This is a genomic window from Mesorhizobium sp. M1365, from assembly GCF_040317865.1.
In the GTDB taxonomy this organism is placed as follows: domain Bacteria; phylum Pseudomonadota; class Alphaproteobacteria; order Rhizobiales; family Rhizobiaceae; genus Mesorhizobium.
The window spans coordinates 37,347-62,698 of record NZ_JAMYLG010000031.1; the positions used below are offsets into that span (position 1 = coordinate 37,347).

A 25,352-nucleotide genomic window follows, 5' to 3' on the forward strand; every position below is an offset into this window, starting at 1 on the left:
GGGTCATCGTGGTCCAGCCGTTGAGGATGGCGCGGATCACTCTTCCGTTGCCGTCATCTGCTGATGGAACAGGCAAACCAGTCGCCTTGAAGTAGGATACCACCGGCAAGTCAGATAGGCGGCCGCGCAGTGCCGCCTCTGGCGCTCGGCGAGACTGGTAGCGGATCATCTTGCGATCAGCGCCCACAAAGGAACAGGCCCGCCGCTCCGACAAGCCCATCGTGGCCTGCAGATGCGCGACGGCTTCGCGCTTGGCGGCGGGCCCTACCATTTTTTTGAAAGAAGCTCGCGCAGTGCCGACGCTTCCAGCATCTGGTCGGCGAGCAGCTTCTTCAGCTTCGCGTTCTCGTCTTCTAAGGCTTTCAGCCGTTTGGCATCGGAGACGTCCATCCCGCCATACTTCGCCTTCCAGTTATACAGCGTCGCCTCGGAGATCCCATGCTTACGCGCCAGGTCGCCCGCCTTTGCCCCCGCCTCATGCTCACGCAGAACCGCGATGATCTGCTCTTCCGTAAACCGCTTTCTCTTCATCAGTCCGTCCTTCAATCGAGGCCGGACTCTAATCTCAGATGGAGGAAATTACCCGTGGCAGGTCACGACAATTGGAATGATGAAACCTCCTCATTCATAGTGGATTCTGGACATTGGATTTCATGTGAACATACAAATTTCCAGGGGCTTCAGACCCAAGCCTTTGGCCCAGGAAGATATCCGAGCTGCACCGCGCCAGGATTCCTGGTGAGGACTTCGGCGAGATAGCCGAGTGGCTCGACGCCATTGAGTTTGCAGGTTTCGACCAGCGACGCAATGACTGCCCAGTGTTCGGCACCGCCGTCCGAGCCAGCGAAGAGCGCGCCATCAGGCCACAGACAATTACCCGAAAGAACAGCCTCTTCGCGGGCAGCGACGGCGGCGGACGGACATGGGCCACCATCGCCACGCTGCTGACCACCGCCAAGATGAACCAGGTCGATCCGCACGCCTGGCTCACCCAGACCCTCGAGCGCATCGCCAATGGCTGGCCAAACAGCGCTATCGAGGCGCTCATGCCTTGGAACTACCATCGCTGAACGGCATCAGCTACCCGCTTACGAGTTTCAAGCTCTCGATTGGTCATGTTTATGATTGGCAACAGCGCCGATACGTTGAGCGTATGTATTGCGTGCGCCCTCGGCTTGCCGCATCTTAGCGCACGGGCTTTGGGGGGCTAGACGTGCTGATGCTTGTGTCGGTTTGGCTCTCGGCCACCTCAATCACCCATTCGGTGAGCGCTCCGCCAAATGAACAGATCGCCCAGTCCTGGGGCTGTAGTCCGCGACTGACGTGCGGAAAGATTCGCTCGTGTGAAGAGGCTATGTGGTATCTCCAGAATTGCCCGTGGGGAGGCAATCTCGACCGCGACGGCGACGGAGCACCCTGCGAAAACCTGTGCGGCAGCAATAATTGAGTCCGCACGAACCAGTATCCAATGTCTCGCCAATCAATTGCTGAAGGGCTTGAAAGTGCCGCAGACCGCATATCGGATATGTGACGCGCAGATTGCCAACTCGTACTGCGCCGCACGCCTTTGATGCTCAGAAACGTCAGGGCGTGCCTCTGGAGCCCGCGACCACAGATGCAGTCGATTCCATCGCCGCCGAAATGAAAACTAGCAGGCCGGACCTTATTCAGATCATTTTGCGAGAATCGCTGGAGACCAACGCCTACTTGCCGGTCAGGACAATTGACGAGGAAAGCGAAACCGACGGAAGCGCGTACGCGTCATCTTCAGTAATTACCGGTAGCGTGCTTTAATCCAATTTGCCACAGACATATACCTTACGAGCCTCGGCGGAACCCTCTAGGCTACCGACGTTCTGAGGATTGTAGTTTCCACGCTTAGCAGGCTGCACATAACGTTGTGCAAAGCCGTCAACGCCCAAGCCGCGATATTGGATAACGTGCTCTAATTCGTGAGCCCAAGTGCAGACATCGTCCGCGTCTTTTTGGCTGTCAAATACTATCACGTTGTCGAGCGTTACGGCTGCCGCACCGGAATCGAAAGCAAATCGCTGAACGTCGAGAGTGCCACGGCTGCCGACACGAAATCGAACGCTGTCCAGCACGGCCTTCGGATAAAAAAGACTCACTTTGTCACGAACGTTTTTTGGCAGTCCTTGCACACCGGCGCGCACTGCTGACTTCTTGCTTTCGTGAATCGCAAATTCCAGAGGTTCGGCTTGAACTATTTCCGTTGACTTCAGGCGCTCACAGTCGGCTTTACGCAAGACCTTCCTTGCCTCGCAGATCGGATCATTCCCGTGCTGAATGCAGTGGCCTGTGAATGGAGCTCGCAGTAAGCATGCACGGCAACTTCCAGTTTGACGACACTCACGATGCTTACCTACCCCGCCGGAGAGTTTCGCAAAAAAATAGTTTTCGGGAAGCGTACCCAGTTCGACATCCAGACCGACCAAACTGTCGATTGAGCTGAATTGTTCCCGCCCGCCGCGAACGCGCGCGCACAAGTATTCCGTTTTACCGCTTTTACGAACAGTGCTGACCTTAAAGCCTGGAGTACCTTTCCATGCGCACAATGTGGAGTTACCAACACAATATTTTATCTTACCGCCCCCCGGCGTTGCATTGGGTCCTAAAGAGCAATCGCCGGATTTGCAGTCTGTGTCCGTCTTGCACGCCTGTCCGTTTCCGCTGACAGCGGCAGCTTCAGTGGACTGCGCGACAATCGAGCCCCACACGAATAAAACGCAATAGAAAAAAGCCTTTACGTGCCCGCGCACGCGTTCAGAGACCTGCATTTTGACGGTTAGTGATGTGGTGAATTGGGTATTTTGCTTGGCAGCCATTTAGACGTCCTCCCCTGTTACAGGCACGTTAGCATAAATTAGCTGATACTAACATTCACTTTTCGCTCCTAGGGCCGCCAATTGCTCATTCGTCCCTCCAGACCACCCGTCGCTCCCATCTGATCTCGACAAGGCGGCGGAAACGGATGGTCTCCAGTTCCTGCCCGACGGGATGGAACAGTTCCGCTCTCATGGAATCCTTGCGCCCGCATTTCTCGCAACGGACCTTTGCCCGGACCTGATCAATGGTGACGTTGCCAATCACTTCCCGGAGCTCCAGCGGCTTATAGAAGCGTCTGATATTCCAGAGGCCACAGCTAAGTCGGCCCACCTGCCCGGCATTGTGAGCATGCATCAGCGTCCATGGCGCGCCTCTAGGCCACTTTTCGGGTTGTTCTGGCATGCCTAGAAATGAGAAAGGTTGAAGCTGATCGCGGTTTTGCCGAGCTTGAACGGCACTAGTTCAAGCTCCAACTGTTTGGCCGCCTCTTTGGTTTTCTGCGCAATGGTTTTCTTCGGTGGGGTTGCCATCAACGATTCTCTCCGATTCGAATACGCAACGTAACACGACCGGAGCGTTCTTGTTATGATCTGCTAAAATATCTCCAAGCTGAATTCCGCCCATTCCCCTACCGCTGGCTGTATTTGTCTTTGATCCTGGCTAGCCTGTCAGCCTCTTTTCGGGCGTATTCACGCTCAAGTTCCTCTTTGCGCCGTTTTGCCGTTGATTGTTCAATGTGAAGCCAGAGAAGAAACCCGCCGAAGAGCACCGCCCCGATGATGGTTGACATCGAAATGAACACGTAAAGTCTCCTAGGGCTGGGTAGCGCCCCAGCGTGAAATTAGGGGTATTTGCTTCCTGCAAGCTGTCTGGCACGGCCTTCGGCAGTTGCCGATTTGCGCGTGAGCGGGTTACACCTGATCACCGTTTGCCCGGTAGCATCAGAATACACCATGCAGGATTTATTTGGTGTGTCTGGGATACAGGCATTAACGTTGATTTTTATCCACTTGCCCCCTCCGCTGAACGCGGCATAGCTGGGGTAGTTCTTGCAAGTTCCCTTGCTCGAATAAGGAACATTCGCTTGGCTAGTGCATGCGGTTGCGCTAGCGGCAATGGCTACAACGATTGCTATGCGGATCATGTTTCCCCCAAACACCTCGCGGATAGGTAGCATCGCGAGACCTTTAGGGGAAATCGGGTTTGTCAAATATATAATCGCCCAAGATGGCAACAGGGACGGCTTCAGAACGAGACTGTGGATGGCCGCCTAAATCATGCTGATGCTCGATGGGTCGAGATCCAGCCGCTTAGAGGGAATCAGATCGGCGGGCCTGCCCACGATATTTGCTGGACCAACGCTGCGTTGCTGGGCGAGTCCTTCGATACGTCGCGGACTAAAAAATTCTTTGCGTAGTCGAAGTTCTCCTTCGCCTCTTTCGGAAGCCAGCCTAAGACACTTTCTATTGCTGCCTGCACTAGCGACACGCGGGCTTCCTGAACGGAGAACGCGGCAAGCGGATTTGGCCCCTTATAATGCTGTGCAAACCGGAATATGCGCTCGAAAAGCACCTCCGGACTTTCAATAAGCTTTCGCTCCTTCAATGTGTGGAGAGGGATGTAGATCACGCCCCTAAAATCCACGATAAACCCGCTAATCGGTTTTCGGTTTGCGGTCACGAGTAGCAGGTCTACGCCTCCGCTATACCGCCACGTTGTTTGCTCCGAGATCACTTCGCAGGCCCTTACAAATGCGGAATCGTCATAACTCCATTCAACTGGGCCTGGCGCAATTCCGTCCCGCCTCCAACCTGCGAGGATAAAATGGATGTGCTCCCCCGACCTCGCGTTGAAATAGCTCAAAGACGGAACAATGCCTTTGTCCGCGATTTCTTGCCCCTTCCGCATGAATAAAATTCCGAGCATCTCGCTGGACGCTTCGCTCGGCATCCGCCCAGCAAGCATTTCAAACTCAGAATATGAAAAGAATTGTCCACCCTCCACGGCGATTCTCCTTCCTATTGTGCGCTAGGCGACCCTATTTGATATCGACCGCGCGCTCGTGATCAAGTAGCTGCTCGGCGGCTCCCTCGACGTGGCTGACCCCGAAGCGGAAGCCAGGACGGTCAGTCCTAACGTAGACGGGAGGGTTGAACCTATTGAGAGCCATCAGGGTGCTATCCGCGGCCATTGCTGGCAACGAACAGGTCCGAGGCGGCAGCCACACCGTCACACCTTGGCCTTCCGCCAACCGGCCCACCATGCCTCCCACTGCGAGCAGAACCAACGCTCGCCTCGGGCCGGGTTCACGCGCGTCGCCAGATAATATTCTTGGCCGGGCATGTGATAGATACGCTCGCCGCGCTCGTTAATGTTCCCCTTGATGTCGCAGCCTACTTTGCGCGCGGCGACCTTGCTCGAAGAACCTCCAGAGGAATGAAGGAGCGGGAGCTGGTGCTGATCGCCCGTCGCAACATAGGCGACGGACGTAAAGCTAAGTAGTGCAAGAACCGTCACAAGGCGAGTGGCTCGTTGCGAGAGCCGCCATGGCCTTCGCCGTCCTGTCCGTCCGGGATGAACTGCTTTGCCCATCGCCCTCTCCCACGAGGGAGAATGCGTCCGTTAGGAGCGGAAGTCTAGAAGTTGTTAGCGACGGATGCTTAAGCCTTAGCGTTCCGTTTTACTGGTGCTTTCTTGGGCGGCGTTTTCGTAGTTGCCTTGCGACCAATAGATTTCGCAAGGGCCGGCCGCTGAGCCGCGTAGCTTGGAGCTCGCCAAACCCCACTTGGCCCTGTACTGGTCAGGTGTCATCCCCAGCAGACCTAGGTGGCGCTTCATGGACTTGAATTTGCGCCCATTCCCCAGCTCACAATGTAGTCGGGAAATACCGACTTCTTGGGATTTGCCGCTGGCGCGAGTTGGCGGCGGTGCCACGACCGGCAGGACTAAACCTGACAACCCGGAATTGACGCTGGCGATCAAATCCGGAAGACCGGCCACAGGAGGCGAATTGTTCTGAACATAGGCCGCGACAATGCCTGCAGTCAGGTCCAACAGATCGGCGTTCGTCTTCTCAATTGCTTCGTCCATCAGCCTCAATCTCCTCATTGTTCTTTAGAGTTCCTATTCGGGCAATCCAGGTAGCGCAATTGGGAACAACGATTATTCATTTTCCGGTTGCTACGCAGCCGATGGCGCTTATGACGAAGGTTCAAGGTACCCGCCATGACCGAGCCTTTTGCCGCTCGGGGCCAATGCCGACTTTCGTCGTCAGCGCTGCCGAAAGCCTGGTTTTGCCGGGCGCGCCGCGCCCCGAACCGCTACCAAGTGGCTGGCGCGCGCTGGCGGCCCCTGTGCGGCCCGAAAAACAGCTATTTGAAGGCCGCGCCGGGGTCGCTTCGGCAGTTAAAACTGTTTTTAGGCCCGCCGGGCACGGCTCGCTTGTGGCAAACGCGGATTTCCGCCCACGAGCATCATGCACCGATGATCAAGTCTCGCATCCGCTGAAACTGCTCCTTTTCGATGACCCCGTCATCGAGCAACTTCTTCAGCCGCTCCAGTTTCTCAATAGGGTCATGGTGCGCCGGTGCGGGAGAGAAAGGTGGCGGCAACATCGATGGATTTTCCAGCCGCACCCGCTGAACGTCGTTGGCAAGAACGTTCAATCCAGATTCGCCCCCATTAGTGCCATTTGGATCGTCGGCAATATGGACCGCTTTGAACGCCCAGATAAGGCAGCCCAGCCAGACGATACCCGTCCCTGCAAGTGCCGTGCACAGCACCAGGATCAACCATCGGTTTGGATGCCCGCGGAGAAACGCAATGATCGCTGGCAGTTCGTAGATTATCGCAACGAGAAGCAGAAAGATTCCCATTATCGCGTAGCCAGCAGTAGCATCGTCATTAGCTGCATAAGCAGAAGTCGACAGCAGAACGACCGGCGTCGCCAGAGCCCACATCCGCCACCCTCTGAGCAGCGTCGGTCTCATTGTGTTGACAACGCCCCTGCGCCCATCGCGTAAACGACGACGCTCACCAACCATATCCAAAGTGGCGTCAGCGGTGTCGCGGCGACATACCAACGGCGGAGGAAATAGCCGACGGGCATCAACAGCATGAAGGGCAAAAGCCATCGGTGTTGCGGGTTGCGTTCGGCAGCGTTGATTGTGCTGGCGTCTTTATAGGCGAGCACGAAACTGCCAATTCCGAACCACAGCGTGGCACCTCGGGCTTGGGAACTTCCCCCATAGGGATCAATTCCAACCGAGGCGAGGATAATATCCACCGCCAAGAAAATCAGTGGCGAGCATGCCAACCACATGGCCCATTTTTCGGTGAGGGTATTCGAACAGACAATGGCTGCCTGACCGCTTGCGACAGGCGGCGCTACCGCCGCGACAGGGTGTGGTTGTGAGTTTGCACCCTGCGGAAGGGGTGGGGGCGTAGTTGGGGCAGGCATCTGCAGCTGCGTCTCGAACGCGTGCTTCCAAGCTTGGCCGAAGCTCGCGGTCCATACTCGGGTGCTCGGATCAATTAGGCGATTCGCAAGCATCACGTTGAGGTCGACCTCGGCGACCGGCCCACGATGTGTCCCATCCTGCTCGTAATACCACTCTGCCATTGCTACCCGCCTCCCTGTCGTTTTCGATTTACATACTATAGTTGATAAACTCAACGCTCGAATTCCTCGATTGGTGGTCGCATGGAGATGCGAAAACTGGTCGGGGAGAACTTTGCGCGGTTACGTGCGGCCAGCGGCCTGACGCAGGAGCAGGTGGCCGAGCGGTCAAACCTCAGCCAGCAGTATTTGAGTGACCTCGAAAGGGGTAAGAGAAACCCGACGATTGAGACCTTGCAGGCCATCGCTCGTGCGCTCGGGGTCAGTCATCTCGATCTCGTCAAACCGACAGATCAAGAGATTCGACCGCCTGATGCTGTACCTCCCGGGTCATCGACAACAGGATAGCCGTCACCAGTTCGGACTCAGGATCATTGCCTTCAAAGATGCCAAGCAGGTAGGTTGCCTTGTCATGGCGCTCGGTATCGTTCGCGGCAGGATGGTGGCACAGCGCAAGTAGCAACTGCTCCTCAAGATCAGTCGCTGCATCCAGGCGGCTGAGTTCGTCGACGGTCGCCGGTCGACCAATAGCCACAGCGTCAGTTTCGCGAGAGATTTTGCGCAGGCCTGCGTAAGCGGCGCAGTGAGCGCAAATAGTTCTGATCAACTCAGGCGAAACATCATCGGAGCCAAGGTGAGCTACGTCGCCGTCTGGCCGGTCCGATGCATCAGTAACCGAAGGCATTCCAGGCGCAATCGCAAGGGCGGGCAAAGCGGCCAGCAGAGTCCGGCGGGAAAGGGCTCGCCCCAGCATCAGTATTCCTCGCCGAGCATGATGGTCAGAACGCGAGTGGTGACCGACGGGTCGGCTGGATCATCTGACCCAAAGGACATCGCCAGATCGTAGTAGTCGACTCTCCAAATCACGATGATACCTCCGACCTCCAGCACAGCGCAGTCGTGTTCGCCGTGCGGGTCGTTGTCGGCATCGAAAGCCTCGAAGGCAGCCACCGCCGCCAAGATCCCAGCAATGACGGTCGCGTTCATCGCGGCAATTCCGGCCGTCATCACGAAGCGCCCGCCATGACCTGTCCTGCGCAAACTGTCGTTCAGTTGCGCGATGCGCTGCTGGCGACTACCAAGCGCACATTTATCAGCCAAGCTGCATTCCAAACCCATTTGCGAATCCTTCATCCAGGCCGCCACAGCGACCGTTTTCAAACGATGAATTTTTTTGAGAGGGTGGGCGGCTGCCTGAGCTGCGCGCCCGAGGCCAAGCAGGCGTCAGTCGGTATGCTCGGGATGAAGCAGGGCAATGTGGATCAGGCGGCGTGTGAATACCGGCATGTCGAGCCAGTCACGCCAACGAAGGGTGTAGACGCCCTCAGGGCTGATCTTTACGACCTGCGCCTCGAACCAGCCTTCATAGGCACCTTCGGTAGCGAGGACCAAGCTGCCAACCTCGATCTTGGTCCAATCGGTCGGCCGCGATGGTTCGGGGCGCTTGGGACCGCTTTCGGGCGCGCCGGTGGCGTTGGCGTTCTTGGACTTGGCAGCAGGCGGCCGGTCGTCGGCGACGCGAACTGGGAATTTGTATCCGGCAGGAAGGTGCGTCGCGATAGCCTCATAGAGATCGCGCTTTACAAACGGCACGAAGGCACGGCCACTTTCGAATACCTTTCCCCGCGGCAAACGCCCGGCCAGCTGCCTCAGATCGTCAGCATCGACTGGCAAGGCAGCCATGCCCATCATGCCAGCCGCCTTTTCGGCTAAGCCGGTATCATTGTCACCGAACCATGAGGCGTGGGCTTTGCCGCCGTCATCGAGGCCCAGAACAATGACGGCAGGCGAGGCGGATGCCGACGAGGCGGCAGAAGGTACTCCATTGGTCATTCAGGTCTCCATAAAGATAAAGGCCCCGAATTGGGGCCTCAGTGGTTGAATTTTCAGATGATGGTCGGCAGTGTCGGCGCAAAGCCAAAGGCGGCAAAAGCCGCGCCCGAAACGCTATCGTTAAATCAGCCATTACCCGCCTTTTTTACTCGGCTCGATGGCGAAAACCGCTCATCTGAACAATCGCACTATATCGGGCGGCATGCCTTTTGTCAAGCAATTCCCGTTTGATATCAAAGAGTTACCCTTTTGAAGCACTTGGAAATAACACCGCAGCCCTCCATTGAGACCTGCTGGTTTGGAGGCTGACTACGCGCCTTCGCCAGCGAATTTCGATGGTTTGCGCGCTGAATTCACCTCTCGACGGGTTCTTGGTGGGGAACCTGCGGCCGCACGGTGCTCACATGCGGGCGGCATTCCCGTCAACCCGTGCTTTGGAGCTCCCAAATGGCCTCCCGCGATCAGCTATGATACCAGCGGAGATACGCTTTTCAAATCGCGGCGGCAGCGAATAGGAGGGCTGAAGTGACGTCGCGCGCACCTGCCTCGGCCCAGACTCTATCATCCACCATTCTATGCTAAGCTGCCGAAATCAGGGGGATCTTATTATGCGCACAATCGGCGAAAGACGCACTCCAAGCACTGCTATGGGCAGAGTCCTCAGACCGTATTCCCGAGACTGGAAAGGGCCAGTTCCGAGGCAGACCATTAACTGGGCCGGTTATAGCAAGATCGGCAAGAGGTTTACTTCAGTAAGTGGCGGCTGGCAGGTGCCATCAATAACTCATAACCCGAAAACTCCTTCCGTCCAGTCCTGCTCGTGCTGGATAGGAATTGGCGGAAATGAAGATGATCCGACCCTTATCCAAGTAGGAACCGAACAGGTCGCGTCGCCTGACAATTCTAAGTTCTATGCTGCTTGGTATGGAACTCTACAAATGAGCTACCGAGTCCTAATACCACAAAATGTATTGGGCATCGACGAGGGAGATAGCATTTGGGCCTCGGTCAGTTGTCCTTCGAATTCCTTACCATTCACAACCCAGACATGGGTACTTAAGATCGTCAACGTCACTAAGGGCTTCGAATGGTCGCATTCTTTGAATTATACGTCGAGCCTTGCGACTGCAGATTGGATGTTCGAGGCTAACAAAGTTGACGATGTGTTGTCGGCATTGCCCAAATTCAAGGAAGTCGTGTTTGATCGATCTAAGGTGAACGGTCAGAATGCCGGATTTGTGCGAGCATCTGATGGGATTGAGCTGATAGATACCGAATCTAAAATTGTTCTTGCTAACCCATCAAACGCTTCTGGTGGCAATTTCCGAGTAGGGCCGGGAGGTAGCCTGCCAGCTTCTCCGAGCAATTATTTGTTTAAGATGATAGATGGCGGTGACTACTCGTGTGCCAGAGAAAGCAAAATCAACGATAAGGTGGTCGTCGTCGGCGCAAACTGGCGGGGGGACAGAATACTCGGGTTGCGAGTGGAGGTGGATGATAGGCCTGCTGTGTTAAAGCCTTACAGTGTGGACGCCCGTGAAACTCAATTTTGCGGAATTAACGCCGCAGGTGATGTCATCGGATATGCCGTCATACCATTCCCACTGCCAATGAGGATTGTTCCGTTCATCTATAAGGATGATAATTTTAGCGATATTTCGAACGTTGTTGGATTGGATATGGCACCTGTATCCTGGAACGACGGTGGTGTTATTGTTGGCAATACGATGTCATACCCTGGATACGCCTGCATTTACCGACCGGGCTCCGGATTGGAATATCTACCTCAGTATTCGTCCATAAGGGATATAAACAACAACGGTGTTTTCATCGCGAGTAAAGCTCTCGATCAGCGAGTAATTAGCTTAAAGGTTGTCAATGGTGTTGAGACGGAAATAAACTTTCCAGGTGCCACAAGAACATTGGCGTGGGGCATAAACGACTTGGAGGACATTGTGGGAGGTTATTACGCTGACGGCGGGTCAGGCGGATTCCTGCTCAAGAATGGGGTTTATGAACCTGTAGATTATCCTTACGGCGAAACCTCATTTGTCCAGGGCATAAACAATTTGGGACAGATGGTAGGACTGACCAATGTGCCGATGGGCAAAGGGACGACGGTGTTTCTCGCGTTCAAACCTCAACGGGAGAATTGATTGTCGCCTCGAACATGTTAGTGCCGGAAGACATACGTCAGCTGGCTTTTCTCTTGCGAAACGTCGCCGCGGTCTTTGCCACGCACCCGACTAAGGGCAGCGCTCCAGTCTTCTCAAAGTCAAGCGCGTACATTTTCTGGCCGACCAAATAACCTGCGGTCACTGTGCCATCATTGTGGGAGCCATAGTCTTTGCCGAGCTTCGCCTTGATGAGAGGGTCGACCGCTTCGAGCGGAGGCCGACCCTTCGCTGCGGCATCCAACATCCTGTTGACGTTTTCAGGATTGTTGATGACGACCTCCATGGCCCGATACGTCGGATCGCCGTGGGCAAGAGATTGGTCCTTCTGATACGGCAATCCTGTGGCTTTCAACATGTCGATTATAGCCTCTGCTTCGGGTCCGCCCTTCTTGAGGCAGTTCTTGTAGATCTGGTCGCGCTCTTCGAGCGTTTTGGCTTTCAGCCTCTCAATCGTGTACATGTTTTCCCCTCAGGCTTTGGCTTCGTATTCTTTAGGATCAACCAGCTTGCGTAGCTGAACGCCGATGTTCATGCGCTGCTGACCCGGGTTGAGGTTGTCATAGCGCTTCTCGATGCCGTACTTTTTAGCTACCGCGTAAAGCCGATCTAGGAGCAGGTCCCCGTTTTCGTCTCGCACCTGCTTGTTGAGCCATACGTTGAACGCGCTGTTTTTGGTGTTCTTCACCCAAGCCTCACGCTGTTCTCTCGTGATTTTCATGGCCCGAGGATCGCTTCCCATGGGACGATAGGTAGTCCCGCTGGTGAAGAGGCTTGGCCGGGTTATGCGCAGCGCAGAGCGGTCGGGCATATATCCGAGCGCTTCCATGACTTGCCTGACCATGTGACCGATCATCTGCTTGGTCCGGTCGTCCGCTACATCTTCGCCAAACTCGGCAACAAGGCCTGCCGCCAACGGCTCCACGGCCGCTCGCTCCAGCAAAGTAGCTGTTTCCATTCTGATTTGATTGTCGTGCTCTTTCAAATAGGACCAGATCGCTCGACCAAGGTCGGTCTCAGCAAGATCGCGAAAATTCTTTGGCCGGTAGACTAGGTATCTCAATTGATCGGGCATCATATCCTCGCCGTGCGACACCTGTCATATATGCATCTGTAGATCGCAGATGTCAATAGTACATGTCCGAATCGCACGCTCACCAGTGCTCGTGTCGGCTTTATGCCCCGAGAACCCGAGGCATAAGTTTCGACAGCAGCTTGGCATTGATTACGTAGTACCGACCGCGACGGTACCCCGCCTGTGAAACGATACGTGTAAGCTCTCCTTCGGACCGCGATAGACAGCCTGAACCACTCAAGGCTGGAAGAAGGATCGAATTCACGAACTTGACCGGCAACAGTTCAACCAGTTCCTCGCGCCTGACAAACAGGGTTTCCTCGCCCTTTTCTTCTCGGCGGAAACCAAGCTTAGATGGGATTACGGCGGGCATTCCTACACGGACTAACGGCAGCACGGTTTCGTCTTCGACCATCTGGAACAGTTGATGCCAAAGCGCTTTCTGTGGCTTGTCGGCCAGGAAAAAGATTGTTTCCCAATAAAGGGCCGACATTCCATCAAACACGTCTTCAACACTGCAAGGAAGGAGCCGAGCTTTGATGGCGACATAACCAACGGCCGCCATTAATGCAAAGCGCTTGGCAATTCGCTGGTGAGGGGTCTGCGATCCTGTGAGACCCACCCGCAGCAGAAATTCGCGTTCTTGCTTCGCGACAACTCCTGCGAGCTTTTCCTTGTCGATGTGAACGAGTTGCTCGATCCAACGTGGCAACACAGTGCCATATTGGGTCGATAGAAGCTGCTCCAGTTGCGTCACAAGGTCCGATGATGGTGTGAAAATTTGCTTGGCGAAAATGCCACCATCATCGCCCTTTGGAATAGGGATCGTAAGTGTGCGCACCGCATCCCCACCTTCGAACGTCATGGAGGCTTCTTCAAAAAGCTCTTTAAGGGGATGCTCCGCCGACACGAACGTGATCAAGAATTGGGGGTCCGGTCGTGGGGCTTCGGTGCTTCTCTTTCTTGATTGGCCAGACGCCCCACTGAAGACCACCGTGCGCAATTTTTGCATGGCATCCTTCATATTCGTGTCAGCCTTAATGTCGGCGAAGCCGAGGCATGTTCCACCGGCCGCGGGGAGCAAGTTCAACGTAGAGCCCATAGTGTCGCCGAAACCGGCCAGATCGTTTTCTTCGCTCGCCTTTGTGAGGAGAGAGTGGGCAACCTGTATGGTCAATGTCTTTCCCGTCGAGCTTTCACCGCAGAGGGCAACGGAAAAACCACCGCCGCGACCGATCCTAGATGCCAACGGTGCCGCAAGCCCCAGCAAGATGCCAAGCATGACGAAGTCAGATGCTGCGATGAGCGGGGCTATCCCTGCCACGTAAGCCGACCATGTGCCTGCTTTCAGGCGCTTTGACGCTGCGGGGTCGCCGGGGCTAAAGACATGCTCAGGGGAGCGCGCTTTGCCCGTAAGAGTGCCAAACCGCGTAACGAAATCATTCTGGTGCCACCCAGCTTGGCTGGTCACGCGACCAGTTGTTTTCGGTAGGGCTTGCTGAAGATCCCGGAAGAGTTCACGGCAATCATCCGGCAACGCCGCTCCTCGATTTGCGAAAAAGACTTTCGCCTTATGGGGTTCGAATAGTAAGCCGCGATTAATCCGTGCCTCCTCGGTTCCCCCGTTTTGCAGGCGGTAACGCACCACCAAATGTCGGACACTGTTGTCGTCAACCTCTTCCTTGAGGAGTTGGAAGGCGTTATCGGCAATACCGGTGCCGCTAATGTTCGGCATGTTTTTTTTCGCTCTAGAAATCATCGGTTTTCTCCGTGTGCACGGGTGCACGGGGCGTTCAAAAAGCTGGCTGATCGCGTGATGGCGCTTGAACATGGGACGGCGTTCAACTGCCCCAGTGTTGAAGGTTTTCAGTGTGAAGGTGCGACGATGACATCACGATCTTGGCCTTCCCGGCACTCGCCGTGACCGTCTAAGTGCCGATTTGCGCAAACTCGGAGAATTGGCGCGCGGCGGCGGCGTCGACAAATTGGCGATAAGCCGAAACGGGCCATTGTCACAGCGTATACCCAGCAGGATGAGGCGTTGCTGCCACCCGTGCACCCCGAGATTACCGATCAGTTCGCGCCGTTCGGCCGCGTTTAGCGGCTGCATCGCGCCTCGATCTGCTTCTTGTATTTTCGACCGCTTAAGGAGGGACTGCTTAAACGCGTAGGATGCGAGTTCGAAGAAGTCGGCATCCGTAGGCGGGACGGATATGATGTCGAGCGGTACGATGTCGTCGGATGGTGGAATAGTCGCTTTTACAGCTGTTTCGATCTCAACCTCGGAAGCGCCTGAAATCATTAGGTGGAGGTGGAAAGGCTTGCCGGCGGGAACGTTGGCTACTGTGTTATACACGGTCTCAATCGAGCCAAAGATGACGAGACCGGGCAGGTTCATACGTCGGAATTTGGTCTTCAGATTGTAAATGTATGGATGGTCGCTCAAAGGCCCGAAAGGGCGGTCGTCGCCGGGCTCAACCTTCCAGCCCGCGACGCGAATGGTGACGAAATGCCACGACAGCAGGTGAAGGCGCTCAGCTTCGAGGAAGTCGAGCAGGTTCGCCCGGAGCTGACGGATGCAACGAGGGCACAGACCGCCACGGCATCGTACAGCTTCCGAGCAGTTGCGCATCGGGAGGTGATCGTAGCCTAACCACCGCAGGCCGTTAGACGTGTTGAGTTGTTCCTTTTCGACGAGGCCGTCAGAGTCAAAGTTCGGGAGATGGGTGCGCCAAGCCGACGGTCTCATGACCGTGACCTCGCAGGATACTCCGAAGTCGAACCGAACGCGCGGCAGTCAAGGAATTCCTCGATCTCCACAGAGAGGTAACCGACCCGTGACCCGATTTTTACGAATTTTAGCCCAGAGGAGCCACTGCAGCGCCAGTTTGCCGAAGTTTTAGCGCTGACACCAAGCAGCTCGGCAGCCTGTTTGGCAGAATAGATGAGGTCTGGGGGTGGATGGCCACGCCGCCCCTCCGAGCTCTGAGACTTGTGAGATTGATCCAACTGAATCGACACTGCGCAACTTCCTTCTGTGCTCAAGGAAGGGCAGACGCCTGTCGATGCTGCAGTCGCGCACGAACGATAGCTCCTGGCCCCGCCTCGGCGGGTTTCTGTTTTCCAGAATCCAGGTCGCCATCTTGCGTTGAGCGAATTTGCTCAAGAAAGGCGTGTCAAACGCCTCCGCGTGGACCCAGTGGCCATGAGTTGTTCAAAGTGCTCGATACACTGCCTGAGCAGCGCAGAAGCTTGTTATAACATATTCCGTCATGAGTAAAGTGGTTCGAGACACACTGAATACGTATCGAAGCAGGTCACATCGTGGTCTCGACTTTTGCACCACATCGGTGCTACACATGCTCGCAAAGTCGGTTAGCTTTACCATTGATTTTGCTGTCTTTTTTCGGCGCTCTGCCCATTCCGCCTCTGGGCACCATCACTTTCCTGTATGAATTCAAGCTGTTGGTGAGGACTGGAGCCACGACGGAACCAGTTTCCATGTCGCGCCATGTTGCAACTGGGTTCCCTTGATTTCCAAGCGTTTCCTGCGACTATCGGCAGGTCCGCGCGACATGAAGCGCGATATAGCCTTTGGGGGCGAGGCATGGCTAAATGGGTGCTATCCATAGGAAAGCGCGTCATGAAGACGGCTGTCGCTGTGATAGCGCCCCTGGCTTTATCAGGCTGTGACGGTGTATTCGGCAGCCGCACGCAGGAGACCCACTGCTTCTCTGTTATCCCTGGCAATGGAAACCAGCCCTATGCATCCGTGATGCTCGACAATTGCACAGGCCGCACTTGGCTTCTGGTCAAGAGCCGTATGAGCAATAAGCCTGAAGACGGATACACCTACCAATGGTTTAACGTCGAGCGCTACGACACCCTCCACCCATCCTTGGTTGGTGGGTAAGCGCGAAGGGGGCGGCGAAGCTTGTCATTTCGCCGTGCCTCCCGTTACATTCGTTCGGCACAATGAGCCTCATGAGACACAGTTCGGTGACGATGACCGCTGACGTCTATGGCACCTGTTCCCTCGTGGCGATGACGCCGAGGAAATGGCCGCCGCTGAAAGAGCATTTTTGGCATGAACCGTTTCACCATCGATTTCGACGCCGATACCTGGATGATGCCCCTGAGAAAGGAACTAGGAGACCTTCTGCCTAACGACATCGAGGCGGTCCTACGGAGTGCTGCGCCGAAATTCGTAGAAGATGCTCGAGATATCCTATACCGCGCTTCATCCGATCCCGAGACCCTCATTGATAGATCGATCGATTGGGTCAAAGGGAGTGACGTATTAGCGTTCCACGGAACGCGCCTCACGGACATTGAAGCCAATAAGTTGTGGCAATCAGGCCTTCGGGCGCTAGACATTCAAGACCGGATCGACTGGATTTTTCGAACTGTCCCGGATCTCGCAGATGCATTGGCGCAACATGAGGCCATTAAACTAGCTCACAGCCACAGTATGGGGAATCGTGGCGGTCAGGTTCATCTTGCCATCTCCAGGCAATTTACCCAGCTCGGCTACGACTATCATCGTGAAGGGTCAGAATTTGACCGGCGCCTCCTCCAATTCGCTGGCTTGGATCACCTTCTGCCACAGCTAACACAACGTGGCCGGTCATGGCTTGTGAGCATCCGACTGTCGGGAGGCCAAGCGTTGGATGGTATGCATCCCTTCTTTCCTATCGAATACACCCGAGAAAACGACCGATATCCGAACTTGGTGAGGGAACTATTGGAAGAGTTGGCCTGGCAGATGCACCGCCCTGGCAGTCCTCGACGGCCGATTGACTCATGCTTCATGTTACGGGCATCGCTACCTGGATCTTCGGTCGAAGCAGTCGAGCCGATTTGATTGAAGTCAAATCATCGAGCGCGACATCAACATGGGACGCTGAAAGCCTTGGGATGCAAGGGGTCTGTTCGGACTGAAAATCCGCGTGTCGGTGGTTCGAATCCTGTCGGGTGCGCCAAATCTCAAATGTACGGCTCGGAGACATGGGTAACAGTTTGTACCTAAGACATGGGTGACAACCTCGCGCCGATCGGATTGTCGATGGCGTGCAAGAATTATCGGGACCATGGCGCCAGCGGCTCCTGCTCGGCCAAATGTCAATGGAGAGCATCTTCGGCATCTTGCATCCCGCTCTGGCCATAACCGCTCTACAGACCGAGGGCGCAGCCGTCCTTGCGCGGTTCAGAACCGCCCAGCAGGGTCCCGTTTGCCCAATCGATGCGAATGGCCTGCGCACCGCCGATCGGGTCCGTGGCGGGAATGATTTCGAAACCGCGTCGGCTAAGTTCAGCTACGGTTTCGCCAGCGAGCCCGTGTTCGGCCTGGACGTTCATGGTGCCGCTGACGGGGGCGACCCGCGGCAGATCAATCGCCTCCTGCAGATCCATCCCGAAATCGAGCACCTTCGTCAGCAGGTGCGCGTGGCCCATTGCCTGGTAGTAGCCGCCCATAACGCCGAAAGGCATTTCTGCCCGGCCGTCTCTCGCAAGCATCCCGGGTATGATAGTATGCAAAGGTCGCTTGTTCGGCGCCACTGCATTGGGGTGCCTGGGGTCAAGCGAAAAGCTTTGCCCGCGATTGTGCAAGACGACACCGGAGCGTGGCGAGACCAGACCCGAGCCAAAGCTGTCGAAGACCGAGTTGATGAAACTGACCGCATTGCGGTCCTTATCGACAACGGAAATATAGACCGTGTCGCTGTGCAGCGGCATATCGAACGCCGGCAGGTCCGCGCGGGCGCGCTTTAGGTCAATCATGCCGGCCAGACGATCGGCCCAGGCATTCGACAACATGTCGGCCACCGGGACCTCGGAAGTGTCGGGATCGGCGACGAGCAGGTCACGCGCGGCGTAAGCGAGGCGTGTTGCTTCGATTTCCAGGTGAAGCCGGTCCGCGGATTGCGGGTCGCCGTGCGCTTCGAAGCGCGAGAGGATGTTTAGAATGAGCAGCGCGATCACACCCTGGCCATTCGGCGGACATTCGAACACATCGCAGCCTCGGAACGCCGTGCTGATCGGGGTCACGTATTCGCCTGTTGCCGAGGCGAAATCTTCAAGTGTGTGCAATCCGCCGAGCCCACGAAGATAGGCGACCATGTCGTCGGCCACAGGGCCAGTATAGAAGGCCTCTCGTCCCTTCTTGGCGATCAGCCGCAGCGTTGCAGCCAACTCAGGCTGGCGATGCACTTCGCCAACACGTGGCGCGCGGCCGTTTGGCAGGAAAATCCGTTTCGCGGCTACATCGGAGGCCAGAAGTTCTTCTTCCAACGCCCAGTCACGATGGACCCGCGGTGAAATGGCGTAGCCTTCCTCGGCGAAACGTATAGCGGGGGCCAGGATTTGATCGAAGGGCATATGTCCATGATCAGCATGCAATCTGGTCCAGGCATCGATGGCTCCCGGGATGGTGACGGAGCCGGGAGAATTGCGGGCCACCTCGGCCATGCCACGTTCGAGGAACCAGTCAATTGTCAGGGCGGCGGGTGTCCTGCCCGATCCGTTGTAGGCGATGACCTCGCCGGATCCGTTTCGCGACAGAAGAGCGAAGCAGTCGCCTCCAATGCCGGTCGAGGCTGGCTCGACGACACATTGCACCGCGCAGGCTGCGATGGCGGCATCCATGGCGTTGCCGCCGGCCGCCATGATCTCCACCGCCGTCAGGGTCGCCGACGGATGAGAGGTGGCGGCCATGGCCTCGCGTGAAACGACGACCGAGCGCGTTGGTTTCTCAAAATTTCGCATGCTATGCCCTTCTGATCGTGCTCAAGAGGCGGCGTCGCTCATCGTCGAGGGGCGGTGCCGCAGATGCCGCGACATCCAGTATTCGAGTGCCGCCAAGGCACGGATGATCGCGAAGTTCAAAGTGAGATAAATGGCGCCCGCGCAGATGAAGACTTCAAAGGCGCGGTAGGTCTGGGAGATCAATCCCTGGGCAATTCCAGTCACCTCCATCAAGGTCACGATGGAAGCCAGAGACGTGCCCTTGATCATCAGGATGATTTCATTGCCGTAACTCGGCAGCGCCTGGCGAAAGGCCAGCGGCAGGATAACGTGCCGATAGGTCAAATAGGTGGACAGGCCGACAGACCGGGCCGCCTCGACAAGGCCGCGTGGCACCGATTGAATCGCGCCGCGGAGGATTTCGCTGCCATAGGCGGTGGTGTTGAGGGTCAGCGCGATGATTGCGCACCAGTAGGGTTCGCGGAAAACGGCCCATAATCCAATTGCCGACAGTTGGTGCCGGAACTGACCAAGGCCATAATAGGTCAGAAAAATCTGCACCAGCAGAGGCGTGCCCCTAAACACGGCAACGAAGCCACGGATCGGCAAGACGACGAAGGGCGATTCCGATTGCTGGGCAAGCGCCAATGTGACGGCAAGAATGAAGCCGGCAACGATGGAAGTCAGGGCCAGTTCCATCGTGAGCGGCAGGCCGGCGAGTAGCTTCGGCAGGATCTCAAGGAAAAAACTGAAATCTATCATGCCGACCGGACGCGTCACGGCGCCTTCCGTTCCAGACGGTAAAAGGCGTGGCCCGTGACGGAAGCGATAGCCAGATAGAGCAAGGCTGCAGCAATGTAGAAGATGAACGGTTCACGGGTCGAACCTGCAGCGATCTGCGCCTGGCGCATCAGTTCAACGAGGCCGATTACCGATATCAGCGACGAGTCCTTCAGAACCAACTGCCACACATTGCCGAGACCTGGCAGCGCGTATCTCAGGAGCTGGGGAAAAATAACCTGTCGCAGCCGCTGCAGCCGGTTGAGACCAAGCGCGCAAGCGGCATCGTGCTGTCCCTGGTCGATGGCGACGTAAGCCCCTCGATAGACCTCGGCTTGATAGGCGCCCGAGATGATCGCGATAGCCAAGGTTCCGGTGGCAAAGGCCGGAACGCCGACGAATCCGGACCCGCCCAGGCTATGACCAAGCGAGGTCAGGGCGACGCTACCTCCATAGTAAAGCAGATAAATGGTCAGAAGGTCGGGCACGCCCCTGAAAACCGTGCAATAGCCAAGGGCCAAGAACCTCAATATTTTGGAGTTGCGGAGACGCCCGGCCGCTGCCAGCCCGCCAAATACAGCGCCAAGCGCAAAGCCCAGCACAGACAGGAGCACTGTGACCGAGGCCGCCATGAGAAGAGCAGCCCCCCAACCTCCGTGCTGGAAACCAAGCAGCCGGAATGCGTCAACCATTGATACCCCCGGCATTGATACCCCCGGCATTGATGCCCCGGCAGGACGAACGGCTCAGCTCCGGAACGTGGTCAGGAATGGCCGTTCGCCGGCAAGCGCTTACTTGACTGGAGTAACGTCGCTCTTGAGCCATTTAAGCGACAGGGTTTTGATCTTGCCGTCGGCGGTCGCGGCGTCGATGGCGCCGTTGAGCATGTCTTTCAGCTTGGTGTCCTCTTTGCGGATGCCGGCCCCGGAGCCAAGACCGAAGAGGCCCCCGACAAATCCTGGTCCTGCAAGCGTATAGTCGCTGAACTCCGGCTTGCTCAGCGTGGCGGCCAGCGCTGTCTGTTGCGCGAAGAGCGCGTCGATGCGACCCGCGGCAAGATCGAGATCGTGTTGCTCGGTGGTCTTGTATTCGCGAATCTCGGCGACGTCCGAGAAGTATTTTTTCAGGAATTCCAGGTTCGCCGTTGCAGCCTGAACTCCAATGATCTTTCCCTTCAGCAATGGCTTGAGCTTGTCGATTGCCGCCTGCGAAGTGGCTTCATTGTCCAGCTTGAACCGCTCGTTGGAAATGCCGAGCTTGCCCAGTTCGCTATCCTTGGCGACCGCGAAACCTGAGGGGTCAACCGCATATGGCTGGGTAAAATCAATGACCTTCAGACGTTTTTCAGTGATGAACATGCTCGCCATGATCACGTCGAACTTGCCGACGGTCAGCGCGGGGATCATGCCGTCCCAGTCCTGTGCGACGATCTTGCACTCGATCTTCATTCGCCCGCACAGATCATTGGCGAGATCGACTTCGAAGCCGTCCAGCTTGCCGTCGGCTGTTGTGAAATTCCAGGGCGCGTAGGCTCCTTCGGTGGCAATGGTAATTGCCTTTGGTGTTTCTTGTGCAACGGCGGCCTGGACCAGGCCGAACAGGACCGACGCAATGGCTGCGATGCGGCTAATTTTCATGTCATTCTCCTCTTTTTTGCCGGTACGGCAGTTCCCTTTCGTCGTGCCGGATTATCTTTCGGCTTCAACGAGTATTCCCTAGCGGCGGCCGGGACTTGCGAAGTTGGCCAGAAGCGGCGCTGTCTCGACGATATGATCCCGCATGACGATCTCAGCCTTGCCGGCGTCACCTGACCGCAGCACGTCGATCAGGATCTCGTGCTCGGCACGCGCGCTGGCGGGCTTGTCGACATAGTCGAACCAGATGCGCAGGTAGGGTTCGATCACGACGTGCAGGCTGGCAATCTGCCGGACGAGTTTGGGTCGGTTGCTCAGTTGGCAAATCTGCAAATGGAAGGCCTGATGGCGCACGACCCAGTCGCTGCTGCCGGTCTGGCTGGCGCGCTCCATGCGGTCCAGCTGGCGTTCCAGTTCTTCAAGCACTTCGGCATCGATGTGCGGCATGGCAAGCCTCACCGCCAGCCCTTCGAGCACCGAGCGTATTTCAAAGGTTTCGTAGATCTCATCGAGGGTAAGCCCGGCGACGATGCAGCCACGGTTCGGGCGAATGACCACAAGACCTTCCGCGGCCAGTTGGCGGAATGCTTCGCGAACCGGCATGCGGCTCATGCCGATTTCCGTCGCGATCTCTTCCGGGATCAGCCGGTCCCCGGCCCGGTAACGCCCCATCCTCAGGGCCCGCTGAATGTGGCGATAAGCCTCCTCCTCGGCGGTCGTGATGCCCAACGGCTCGATTGCGTCAGCTGCCATGTCCCTGGTCCGATCAGAGCGTATCTGTGTATCCACTTATCCAGTTATCGAAACCTGTGTCAAGCACCGATGCTTGGGCGCTTTAGAATTTCTCTTGTGAGAATAAGCACTTGGCAGGGGAAATCGGGCTAAGCACACCGTGATCGGCTAAGCCGCTGATCGGCCTACTTTTCAACGTCCGGCAAAAGGCCCGCCGCTCCATTTGCGAAGCGGCGAGGCCCCATATTCGGGGACGATTGCCGGGATTTCCCGGCATTGCCTGCAGTGCAATTCAGGTGCCAGATTTGTTGATCCAAAACGGGTCACCGCACCGGAGGCGCCAACGCGGACCTTCCGCGATCACGCTACTGCCGCGCTTTGCCGTTCCTGCTATGTTATTTTGCGGCGGACGTAATTTTTCCGCCTGGCCGGCGCCCCATCAGGCAACTTACCCCAACGCGCCCCCCAGTGGCGCCGGCCAATTTCCCCTTATTGGAGCACGGGCGCGCCGATTCCGTTATGCGCTTTCGAGCTATGGCAATCCGCCGGCGAGCCGCCTTGTCCAGCCTGCAACCATCAGTCCGCACGCGATTCCCGCGCAGTCGGCGACCCAGTCGAATAGATCCGGGTCGCGCCCTATCAGTCGCACGGCCTGAAGCCCCTCGATCGCTGCGCCCGTGAGAACGAGGAGTACGATCAGCTTCGCCTTGCGTTCCGGCCAGCCGAAACTTCCGAGAGCCGCCAGGACGACGAAGGCGGCGGCGTGATTGAGCTTGTCGTGATCAAACGTGAAAGCCAGGCCAAGGCCCCGCAGGAGTTGCTCCGGCAAAAGGGCGAACAGCAGAACGCCGGCAAACGCGGCCGGAAAAGCAACCCTTGCCACGATCTGATAAGAATCCAGGCGCGACAAGGATAGAATGGCCTTTCATCCGAAATCTGCAGGGAATACCGCCGGCCGCCATAGTCGCGAGCGAGCGCGGTGTCCAATTTCCGCCGTCGGGGCGTCCGATGCATCGTCAGAATGAATGAATGCCGCGGGTCAGCCGCTGGGCAGACCGAACTGCTGGGAGGGCTCTGCAATGGTGCGGCTTCCGCGATCACGCAATTACCTGCTGCGCCGGCGCGGCTACAATCTGGCTGCGGCGGACCTGATTTCCGCTTGGCCGGCGCTGCGTCAGGGCACCTTACCCCATGCCACACGAAGCGGCGCCGGCCAGAATTTCATCGATTGCGTGATGACCGACCCGCGTCAAAAAGCCCGCCGCCCTGTCGGACGACGGGCTCCGTTGCCTGGGCGCCAGGGCGCCGCGGTAGCGACAGATGCTACTAATGCTCCCGCAGGCCTCCAATATGCTGCTGCCGAACGGCGTTGCGCATCGGCTAAACAAACGAAGCCCGCGCCTCTGGCGGAGGGCGCGGGCCGATCGGGTTGCACCCGATCTGCAGCAGAAACCTGGGAGGTTCCCGCTGCTTAAGATAACAATTAGAGATTTCTAATGTTCCGCGCCAGGGGAAGATGCCGCTGCACCAGAAATCTGATGCTCGGCGCGATGATGATCGAGCCGTCAGTTCGTGCGCAAGTCGATCCGGAAAATCCGCTCGTCGAAGTGCCGCGTTTCAACGGCAAAGGTCAAAGCCACTTCAAGGACCAGACCGCCACGGTCGTCCCGGACCTTGACTGCAATCCTGCGATGAGGAAGGCCATCCCTGGCCATCTCGGCCAATGTGCGAAGGGCTTCTTTCCTGACCAGCGGGAGATCGTCATATAACGTTCCCTGATCGTCGGAATAGACAATTCCGTCTTCATCGGAATCGAAGAAGTAGCGGGGCATTGCGCTTGGCCGAAGCGGCGGCATCCGGGCACGTTGTCGATAGCTGGCCGGATCTCGGCCGATCGCGATCAGTGCCTTTCCACCGTTGGCTTCGCCGCCAGCTCACTTGCGCTCGCGCAATGCCTTCACCGCCTGCGAGAGGATCATCCGGTCGCCGCCGGTCCTTTTGATCAGCTTGCTCACCTGGCTGGGCGAAACACCATTTTCCCGCGCGAAATATTCGACCTCATAATATTCATCCGCCGAAACGCGATTGCGGTCGCTGAAGTCTCGCTTGCTCTTGTCATCGGCCATTTCCGCTCTCCTCGCCCCTTCTCTTCGCTTCAGGGGGTCAACTTTGGTGCACGCAGCAATTTGAGGGTTCGCCCGCCACAAAGTGACGCGCGAATCCTTATCGGCGCAGGAAGGGACAGTGCTGCGCAGATGCCGGGTTCGATCGGAATGGAAACAGCCAGGACCGGTGCGAGCAACCGTCGACCTTTTCCATAGAATCCTCCCGGAACGTGCAGCCAGCAACGGCCACGCGCCGCCACGGTTCCGGGTCACGCGGCAAACCCACCCTTTGCGCGCAAGGATCAGACTTAGGTCCTGCGGCAACACGTCGGTTGGTCCCTGCCGGGCGGGACCGAAGCCCCGTCGACGGAACGTTTTCAGCTGCCTTCCGTTCGGGTGAGCCTTGGCGTGAAGAGCGGACCGAGTTCGCAAAGGAGACGACCATGAGAATGCATCTTTCCACCGCGGTGGCGGGATTTTTGCTGCTGGCAGGCATCGGCGCCGCTGCGGCGCAAGACGTTGTCATCGAACCGCAGCAGGAAACGATCATCAAGGAGTATGTGAAAAAGCAGCCGCTGGCCTCGGTGAAAATCCCTGGGGTGGAGCTCAATATCGGCTCGACGCTCCCCGATACCGTCGAGCTTCATGAAGTCCCCAACGTCAAATACCGCTATGTCGTCGTCGACAACCGCACCGTCGTCGTCGACCCAGGCACGCGCAAGATCGTCAAGATCATCGAGTGACGTGAAAGCTCGGGCAGTCGTGGGCCCCCCCCCCGGGAGTTGGGGGGGGGGGGGGGGGGGGGGTTGG

33 protein-coding genes and 3 pseudogenes are annotated in these 25,352 nt (G+C 57.0%); 9 read left to right on the top strand and 27 right to left on the bottom strand.

What is annotated here, in order from left to right; translation table 11 throughout:
• Nucleotides 1-106: 106 nt before the first annotated feature.
• A pseudogene (locus NKH04_RS24860) lies at nucleotides 107-531 on the bottom strand (transposase); the annotation flags it as partial.
• Between NKH04_RS24860 and NKH04_RS24865 the strand changes: the two are divergent.
• The gene (locus NKH04_RS24865; protein ID WP_353045130.1) at nucleotides 478-759 is read left to right on the top strand and encodes a beta/gamma crystallin-related protein; all 282 of its coding nucleotides are present in this window, start codon (nucleotides 478-480) and stop codon (nucleotides 757-759) included. The pseudogene NKH04_RS24860 and the gene NKH04_RS24865 sit on opposite strands and share 54 nt — an antisense overlap.
• On the opposite strand, the pseudogene NKH04_RS24870 reads toward NKH04_RS24865, so the two are convergent.
• Nucleotides 681-854 (bottom strand): annotated as a pseudogene (locus NKH04_RS24870) (transposase domain-containing protein); the annotation flags it as partial. The gene NKH04_RS24865 and the pseudogene NKH04_RS24870 sit on opposite strands and share 79 nt — an antisense overlap.
• On the opposite strand from NKH04_RS24870, the pseudogene NKH04_RS24875 reads away from it, so the two are divergent.
• The 3 genes and pseudogenes from NKH04_RS24875 to NKH04_RS24885 form a co-directional block, all read left to right on the top strand.
• Nucleotides 849-1,070, top strand: a pseudogene (locus tag NKH04_RS24875) (transposase domain-containing protein); the annotation flags it as partial. The pseudogenes NKH04_RS24870 and NKH04_RS24875 overlap by 6 nt on opposite strands.
• 149 nt (nucleotides 1,071-1,219) lie before the next feature.
• A complete protein-coding gene (locus NKH04_RS24880) occupies nucleotides 1,220-1,447 on the top strand; it encodes an excalibur calcium-binding domain-containing protein (protein ID WP_353045153.1) in 228 nt (75 codons plus the stop codon).
• An 80-nt stretch (nucleotides 1,448-1,527) separates the two neighbouring features.
• Nucleotides 1,528-1,794: a hypothetical protein gene (locus NKH04_RS24885; RefSeq protein WP_353045131.1), complete on the top strand. Its 267-nt coding sequence runs from the start codon at nucleotides 1,528-1,530 to the stop codon at nucleotides 1,792-1,794.
• Here NKH04_RS24885 and NKH04_RS24890 read toward each other — a convergent pair.
• The 9 genes from NKH04_RS24890 to NKH04_RS24930 form a co-directional block, all read right to left on the bottom strand.
• The gene (locus tag NKH04_RS24890; protein ID WP_353045132.1) at nucleotides 1,791-2,846 is read right to left on the bottom strand and encodes an eCIS core domain-containing protein; all 1,056 of its coding nucleotides are present in this window, start codon (nucleotides 2,844-2,846) and stop codon (nucleotides 1,791-1,793) included. The two genes, NKH04_RS24885 and NKH04_RS24890, sit on opposite strands and share 4 nt — an antisense overlap.
• Nucleotides 2,847-2,931: 85 nt before the next feature.
• Nucleotides 2,932-3,201, bottom strand: coding sequence for a hypothetical protein (locus NKH04_RS24895; protein WP_353045133.1), 270 nt, complete (start codon nucleotides 3,199-3,201; stop codon nucleotides 2,932-2,934).
• A 50-nt stretch (nucleotides 3,202-3,251) separates the two neighbouring features.
• Complete coding sequence (locus NKH04_RS24900) at nucleotides 3,252-3,380, bottom strand: hypothetical protein (protein WP_353045134.1); 129 nt, start codon at nucleotides 3,378-3,380, stop codon at nucleotides 3,252-3,254.
• A gap of 95 nt (nucleotides 3,381-3,475) precedes the next feature.
• Entirely contained in the window at nucleotides 3,476-3,649 is a 174-nt protein-coding gene (locus tag NKH04_RS24905; RefSeq protein ID WP_353045135.1) for a hypothetical protein, read from the bottom strand.
• Nucleotides 3,650-4,167: 518 nt separating this feature from the next.
• Nucleotides 4,168-4,851 carry a hypothetical protein gene (locus NKH04_RS24910; RefSeq protein WP_353045136.1) on the bottom strand — a complete coding sequence of 228 codons (684 nt, stop codon included), beginning with the start codon at nucleotides 4,849-4,851 and terminating at the stop codon, nucleotides 4,168-4,170.
• Between the two features lie 225 nt (nucleotides 4,852-5,076).
• The gene (locus tag NKH04_RS24915; RefSeq protein ID WP_353045137.1) at nucleotides 5,077-5,439 is read right to left on the bottom strand and encodes a sunset domain-containing protein; all 363 of its coding nucleotides are present in this window, start codon (nucleotides 5,437-5,439) and stop codon (nucleotides 5,077-5,079) included.
• Between the two features lie 75 nt (nucleotides 5,440-5,514).
• Nucleotides 5,515-5,937 carry a MucR family transcriptional regulator gene (locus tag NKH04_RS24920; RefSeq protein WP_353045138.1) on the bottom strand — a complete coding sequence of 141 codons (423 nt, stop codon included), beginning with the start codon at nucleotides 5,935-5,937 and terminating at the stop codon, nucleotides 5,515-5,517.
• Nucleotides 5,938-6,320: 383 nt separating this feature from the next.
• Nucleotides 6,321-6,836 carry a superinfection immunity protein gene (locus NKH04_RS24925; RefSeq protein ID WP_353045139.1) on the bottom strand — a complete coding sequence of 172 codons (516 nt, stop codon included), beginning with the start codon at nucleotides 6,834-6,836 and terminating at the stop codon, nucleotides 6,321-6,323.
• Complete coding sequence (locus NKH04_RS24930; protein ID WP_353045140.1) at nucleotides 6,833-7,468, bottom strand: DUF4339 domain-containing protein; 636 nt, start codon at nucleotides 7,466-7,468, stop codon at nucleotides 6,833-6,835. The genes NKH04_RS24925 and NKH04_RS24930 overlap by 4 nt, the downstream gene beginning before the upstream one ends.
• Before the next feature lie 81 nt (nucleotides 7,469-7,549).
• Between NKH04_RS24930 and NKH04_RS24935 the strand changes: the two genes are divergently transcribed.
• Nucleotides 7,550-7,813: a helix-turn-helix domain-containing protein gene (locus tag NKH04_RS24935; protein ID WP_352904732.1), complete on the top strand. Its 264-nt coding sequence runs from the start codon at nucleotides 7,550-7,552 to the stop codon at nucleotides 7,811-7,813.
• On the opposite strand, the gene NKH04_RS24940 is transcribed toward NKH04_RS24935, so the two are convergent.
• The 3 genes from NKH04_RS24940 to NKH04_RS24950 form a co-directional block, all read right to left on the bottom strand.
• Complete coding sequence (locus NKH04_RS24940) at nucleotides 7,746-8,219, bottom strand: hypothetical protein (RefSeq protein ID WP_352636120.1); 474 nt, start codon at nucleotides 8,217-8,219, stop codon at nucleotides 7,746-7,748. The genes NKH04_RS24935 and NKH04_RS24940 overlap by 68 nt on opposite strands.
• Nucleotides 8,219-8,599 (bottom strand): DUF3768 domain-containing protein, encoded by a 381-nt coding sequence (locus NKH04_RS24945; RefSeq protein ID WP_352923166.1) that lies wholly within the window; start codon nucleotides 8,597-8,599, stop codon nucleotides 8,219-8,221. Before NKH04_RS24945 ends, NKH04_RS24940 begins: the two co-directional genes overlap by 1 nt.
• Before the next feature lie 90 nt (nucleotides 8,600-8,689).
• Nucleotides 8,690-9,298, bottom strand: a complete 609-nt coding sequence (locus NKH04_RS24950; RefSeq protein WP_353045141.1) for a hypothetical protein — start codon at nucleotides 9,296-9,298, stop codon at nucleotides 8,690-8,692.
• Between the two features lie 647 nt (nucleotides 9,299-9,945).
• Between NKH04_RS24950 and NKH04_RS24955 the strand changes: the two genes are divergently transcribed.
• On the top strand, nucleotides 9,946-11,454 hold the full coding sequence (locus tag NKH04_RS24955; RefSeq protein WP_353045142.1) for a G1 family glutamic endopeptidase: 1,509 nt from the start codon (nucleotides 9,946-9,948) through the stop codon (nucleotides 11,452-11,454).
• Nucleotides 11,455-11,491: 37 nt separating this feature from the next.
• Here the strand turns inward: NKH04_RS24955 and NKH04_RS24960 are convergent, their stop codons facing one another.
• The 5 genes from NKH04_RS24960 to NKH04_RS24980 form a co-directional block, all read right to left on the bottom strand.
• Nucleotides 11,492-11,935 carry a hypothetical protein gene (locus tag NKH04_RS24960; protein ID WP_353045143.1) on the bottom strand — a complete coding sequence of 148 codons (444 nt, stop codon included), beginning with the start codon at nucleotides 11,933-11,935 and terminating at the stop codon, nucleotides 11,492-11,494.
• 9 nt (nucleotides 11,936-11,944) lie between these two features.
• The gene (locus tag NKH04_RS24965; protein ID WP_353045144.1) at nucleotides 11,945-12,568 is read right to left on the bottom strand and encodes a hypothetical protein; all 624 of its coding nucleotides are present in this window, start codon (nucleotides 12,566-12,568) and stop codon (nucleotides 11,945-11,947) included.
• A 79-nt stretch (nucleotides 12,569-12,647) separates the two neighbouring features.
• Complete coding sequence (locus tag NKH04_RS24970; protein WP_353045145.1) at nucleotides 12,648-14,378, bottom strand: DUF927 domain-containing protein; 1,731 nt, start codon at nucleotides 14,376-14,378, stop codon at nucleotides 12,648-12,650.
• Between the two features lie 60 nt (nucleotides 14,379-14,438).
• On the bottom strand, nucleotides 14,439-15,296 hold the full coding sequence (locus NKH04_RS24975; protein WP_353045146.1) for a hypothetical protein: 858 nt from the start codon (nucleotides 15,294-15,296) through the stop codon (nucleotides 14,439-14,441).
• Nucleotides 15,293-15,568, bottom strand: coding sequence for a helix-turn-helix domain-containing protein (locus NKH04_RS24980; RefSeq protein WP_353045147.1), 276 nt, complete (start codon nucleotides 15,566-15,568; stop codon nucleotides 15,293-15,295). The genes NKH04_RS24975 and NKH04_RS24980 overlap by 4 nt, the downstream gene beginning before the upstream one ends.
• 622 nt (nucleotides 15,569-16,190) lie before the next feature.
• Here NKH04_RS24980 and NKH04_RS24985 point away from each other — a divergent pair.
• Both NKH04_RS24985 and NKH04_RS24990 read left to right on the top strand, forming a co-directional pair.
• Nucleotides 16,191-16,460, top strand: a complete 270-nt coding sequence (locus NKH04_RS24985; RefSeq protein WP_352541331.1) for a hypothetical protein — start codon at nucleotides 16,191-16,193, stop codon at nucleotides 16,458-16,460.
• A 174-nt stretch (nucleotides 16,461-16,634) separates the two neighbouring features.
• The gene (locus NKH04_RS24990) at nucleotides 16,635-17,411 is read left to right on the top strand and encodes a hypothetical protein (protein WP_352977740.1); all 777 of its coding nucleotides are present in this window, start codon (nucleotides 16,635-16,637) and stop codon (nucleotides 17,409-17,411) included.
• Between the two features lie 308 nt (nucleotides 17,412-17,719).
• On the opposite strand, the gene ggt is transcribed toward NKH04_RS24990, so the two are convergent.
• The 8 genes from ggt to NKH04_RS25030 form a co-directional block, all read right to left on the bottom strand.
• Nucleotides 17,720-19,312 carry a gamma-glutamyltransferase gene (ggt, locus tag NKH04_RS24995; protein WP_352501729.1) on the bottom strand — a complete coding sequence of 531 codons (1,593 nt, stop codon included), beginning with the start codon at nucleotides 19,310-19,312 and terminating at the stop codon, nucleotides 17,720-17,722.
• A 21-nt stretch (nucleotides 19,313-19,333) separates the two neighbouring features.
• Nucleotides 19,334-20,053: an ABC transporter permease gene (locus NKH04_RS25000; RefSeq protein WP_352969732.1), complete on the bottom strand. Its 720-nt coding sequence runs from the start codon at nucleotides 20,051-20,053 to the stop codon at nucleotides 19,334-19,336.
• A 14-nt stretch (nucleotides 20,054-20,067) separates the two neighbouring features.
• Complete coding sequence (locus NKH04_RS25005; RefSeq protein WP_502898530.1) at nucleotides 20,068-20,763, bottom strand: ABC transporter permease; 696 nt, start codon at nucleotides 20,761-20,763, stop codon at nucleotides 20,068-20,070.
• A gap of 99 nt (nucleotides 20,764-20,862) precedes the next feature.
• The gene (locus NKH04_RS25010; protein ID WP_353045148.1) at nucleotides 20,863-21,708 is read right to left on the bottom strand and encodes a transporter substrate-binding domain-containing protein; all 846 of its coding nucleotides are present in this window, start codon (nucleotides 21,706-21,708) and stop codon (nucleotides 20,863-20,865) included.
• A gap of 78 nt (nucleotides 21,709-21,786) precedes the next feature.
• A complete protein-coding gene (locus NKH04_RS25015) occupies nucleotides 21,787-22,458 on the bottom strand; it encodes a GntR family transcriptional regulator (protein ID WP_352470145.1) in 672 nt (223 codons plus the stop codon).
• A gap of 511 nt (nucleotides 22,459-22,969) precedes the next feature.
• A complete protein-coding gene (locus NKH04_RS25020) occupies nucleotides 22,970-23,347 on the bottom strand; it encodes a VanZ family protein (RefSeq protein ID WP_353045149.1) in 378 nt (125 codons plus the stop codon).
• Nucleotides 23,348-24,002: 655 nt separating this feature from the next.
• The gene (locus NKH04_RS25025) at nucleotides 24,003-24,293 is read right to left on the bottom strand and encodes a DUF6894 family protein (RefSeq protein ID WP_353045150.1); all 291 of its coding nucleotides are present in this window, start codon (nucleotides 24,291-24,293) and stop codon (nucleotides 24,003-24,005) included.
• A gap of 78 nt (nucleotides 24,294-24,371) precedes the next feature.
• The gene (locus NKH04_RS25030; RefSeq protein WP_023719459.1) at nucleotides 24,372-24,563 is read right to left on the bottom strand and encodes a DUF3606 domain-containing protein; all 192 of its coding nucleotides are present in this window, start codon (nucleotides 24,561-24,563) and stop codon (nucleotides 24,372-24,374) included.
• Between the two features lie 422 nt (nucleotides 24,564-24,985).
• Here NKH04_RS25030 and NKH04_RS25035 point away from each other — a divergent pair, with 422 nt between their 5' ends.
• Complete coding sequence (locus tag NKH04_RS25035; RefSeq protein ID WP_352470142.1) at nucleotides 24,986-25,285, top strand: DUF1236 domain-containing protein; 300 nt, start codon at nucleotides 24,986-24,988, stop codon at nucleotides 25,283-25,285.
• Nucleotides 25,286-25,352 lie beyond the last annotated feature (67 nt).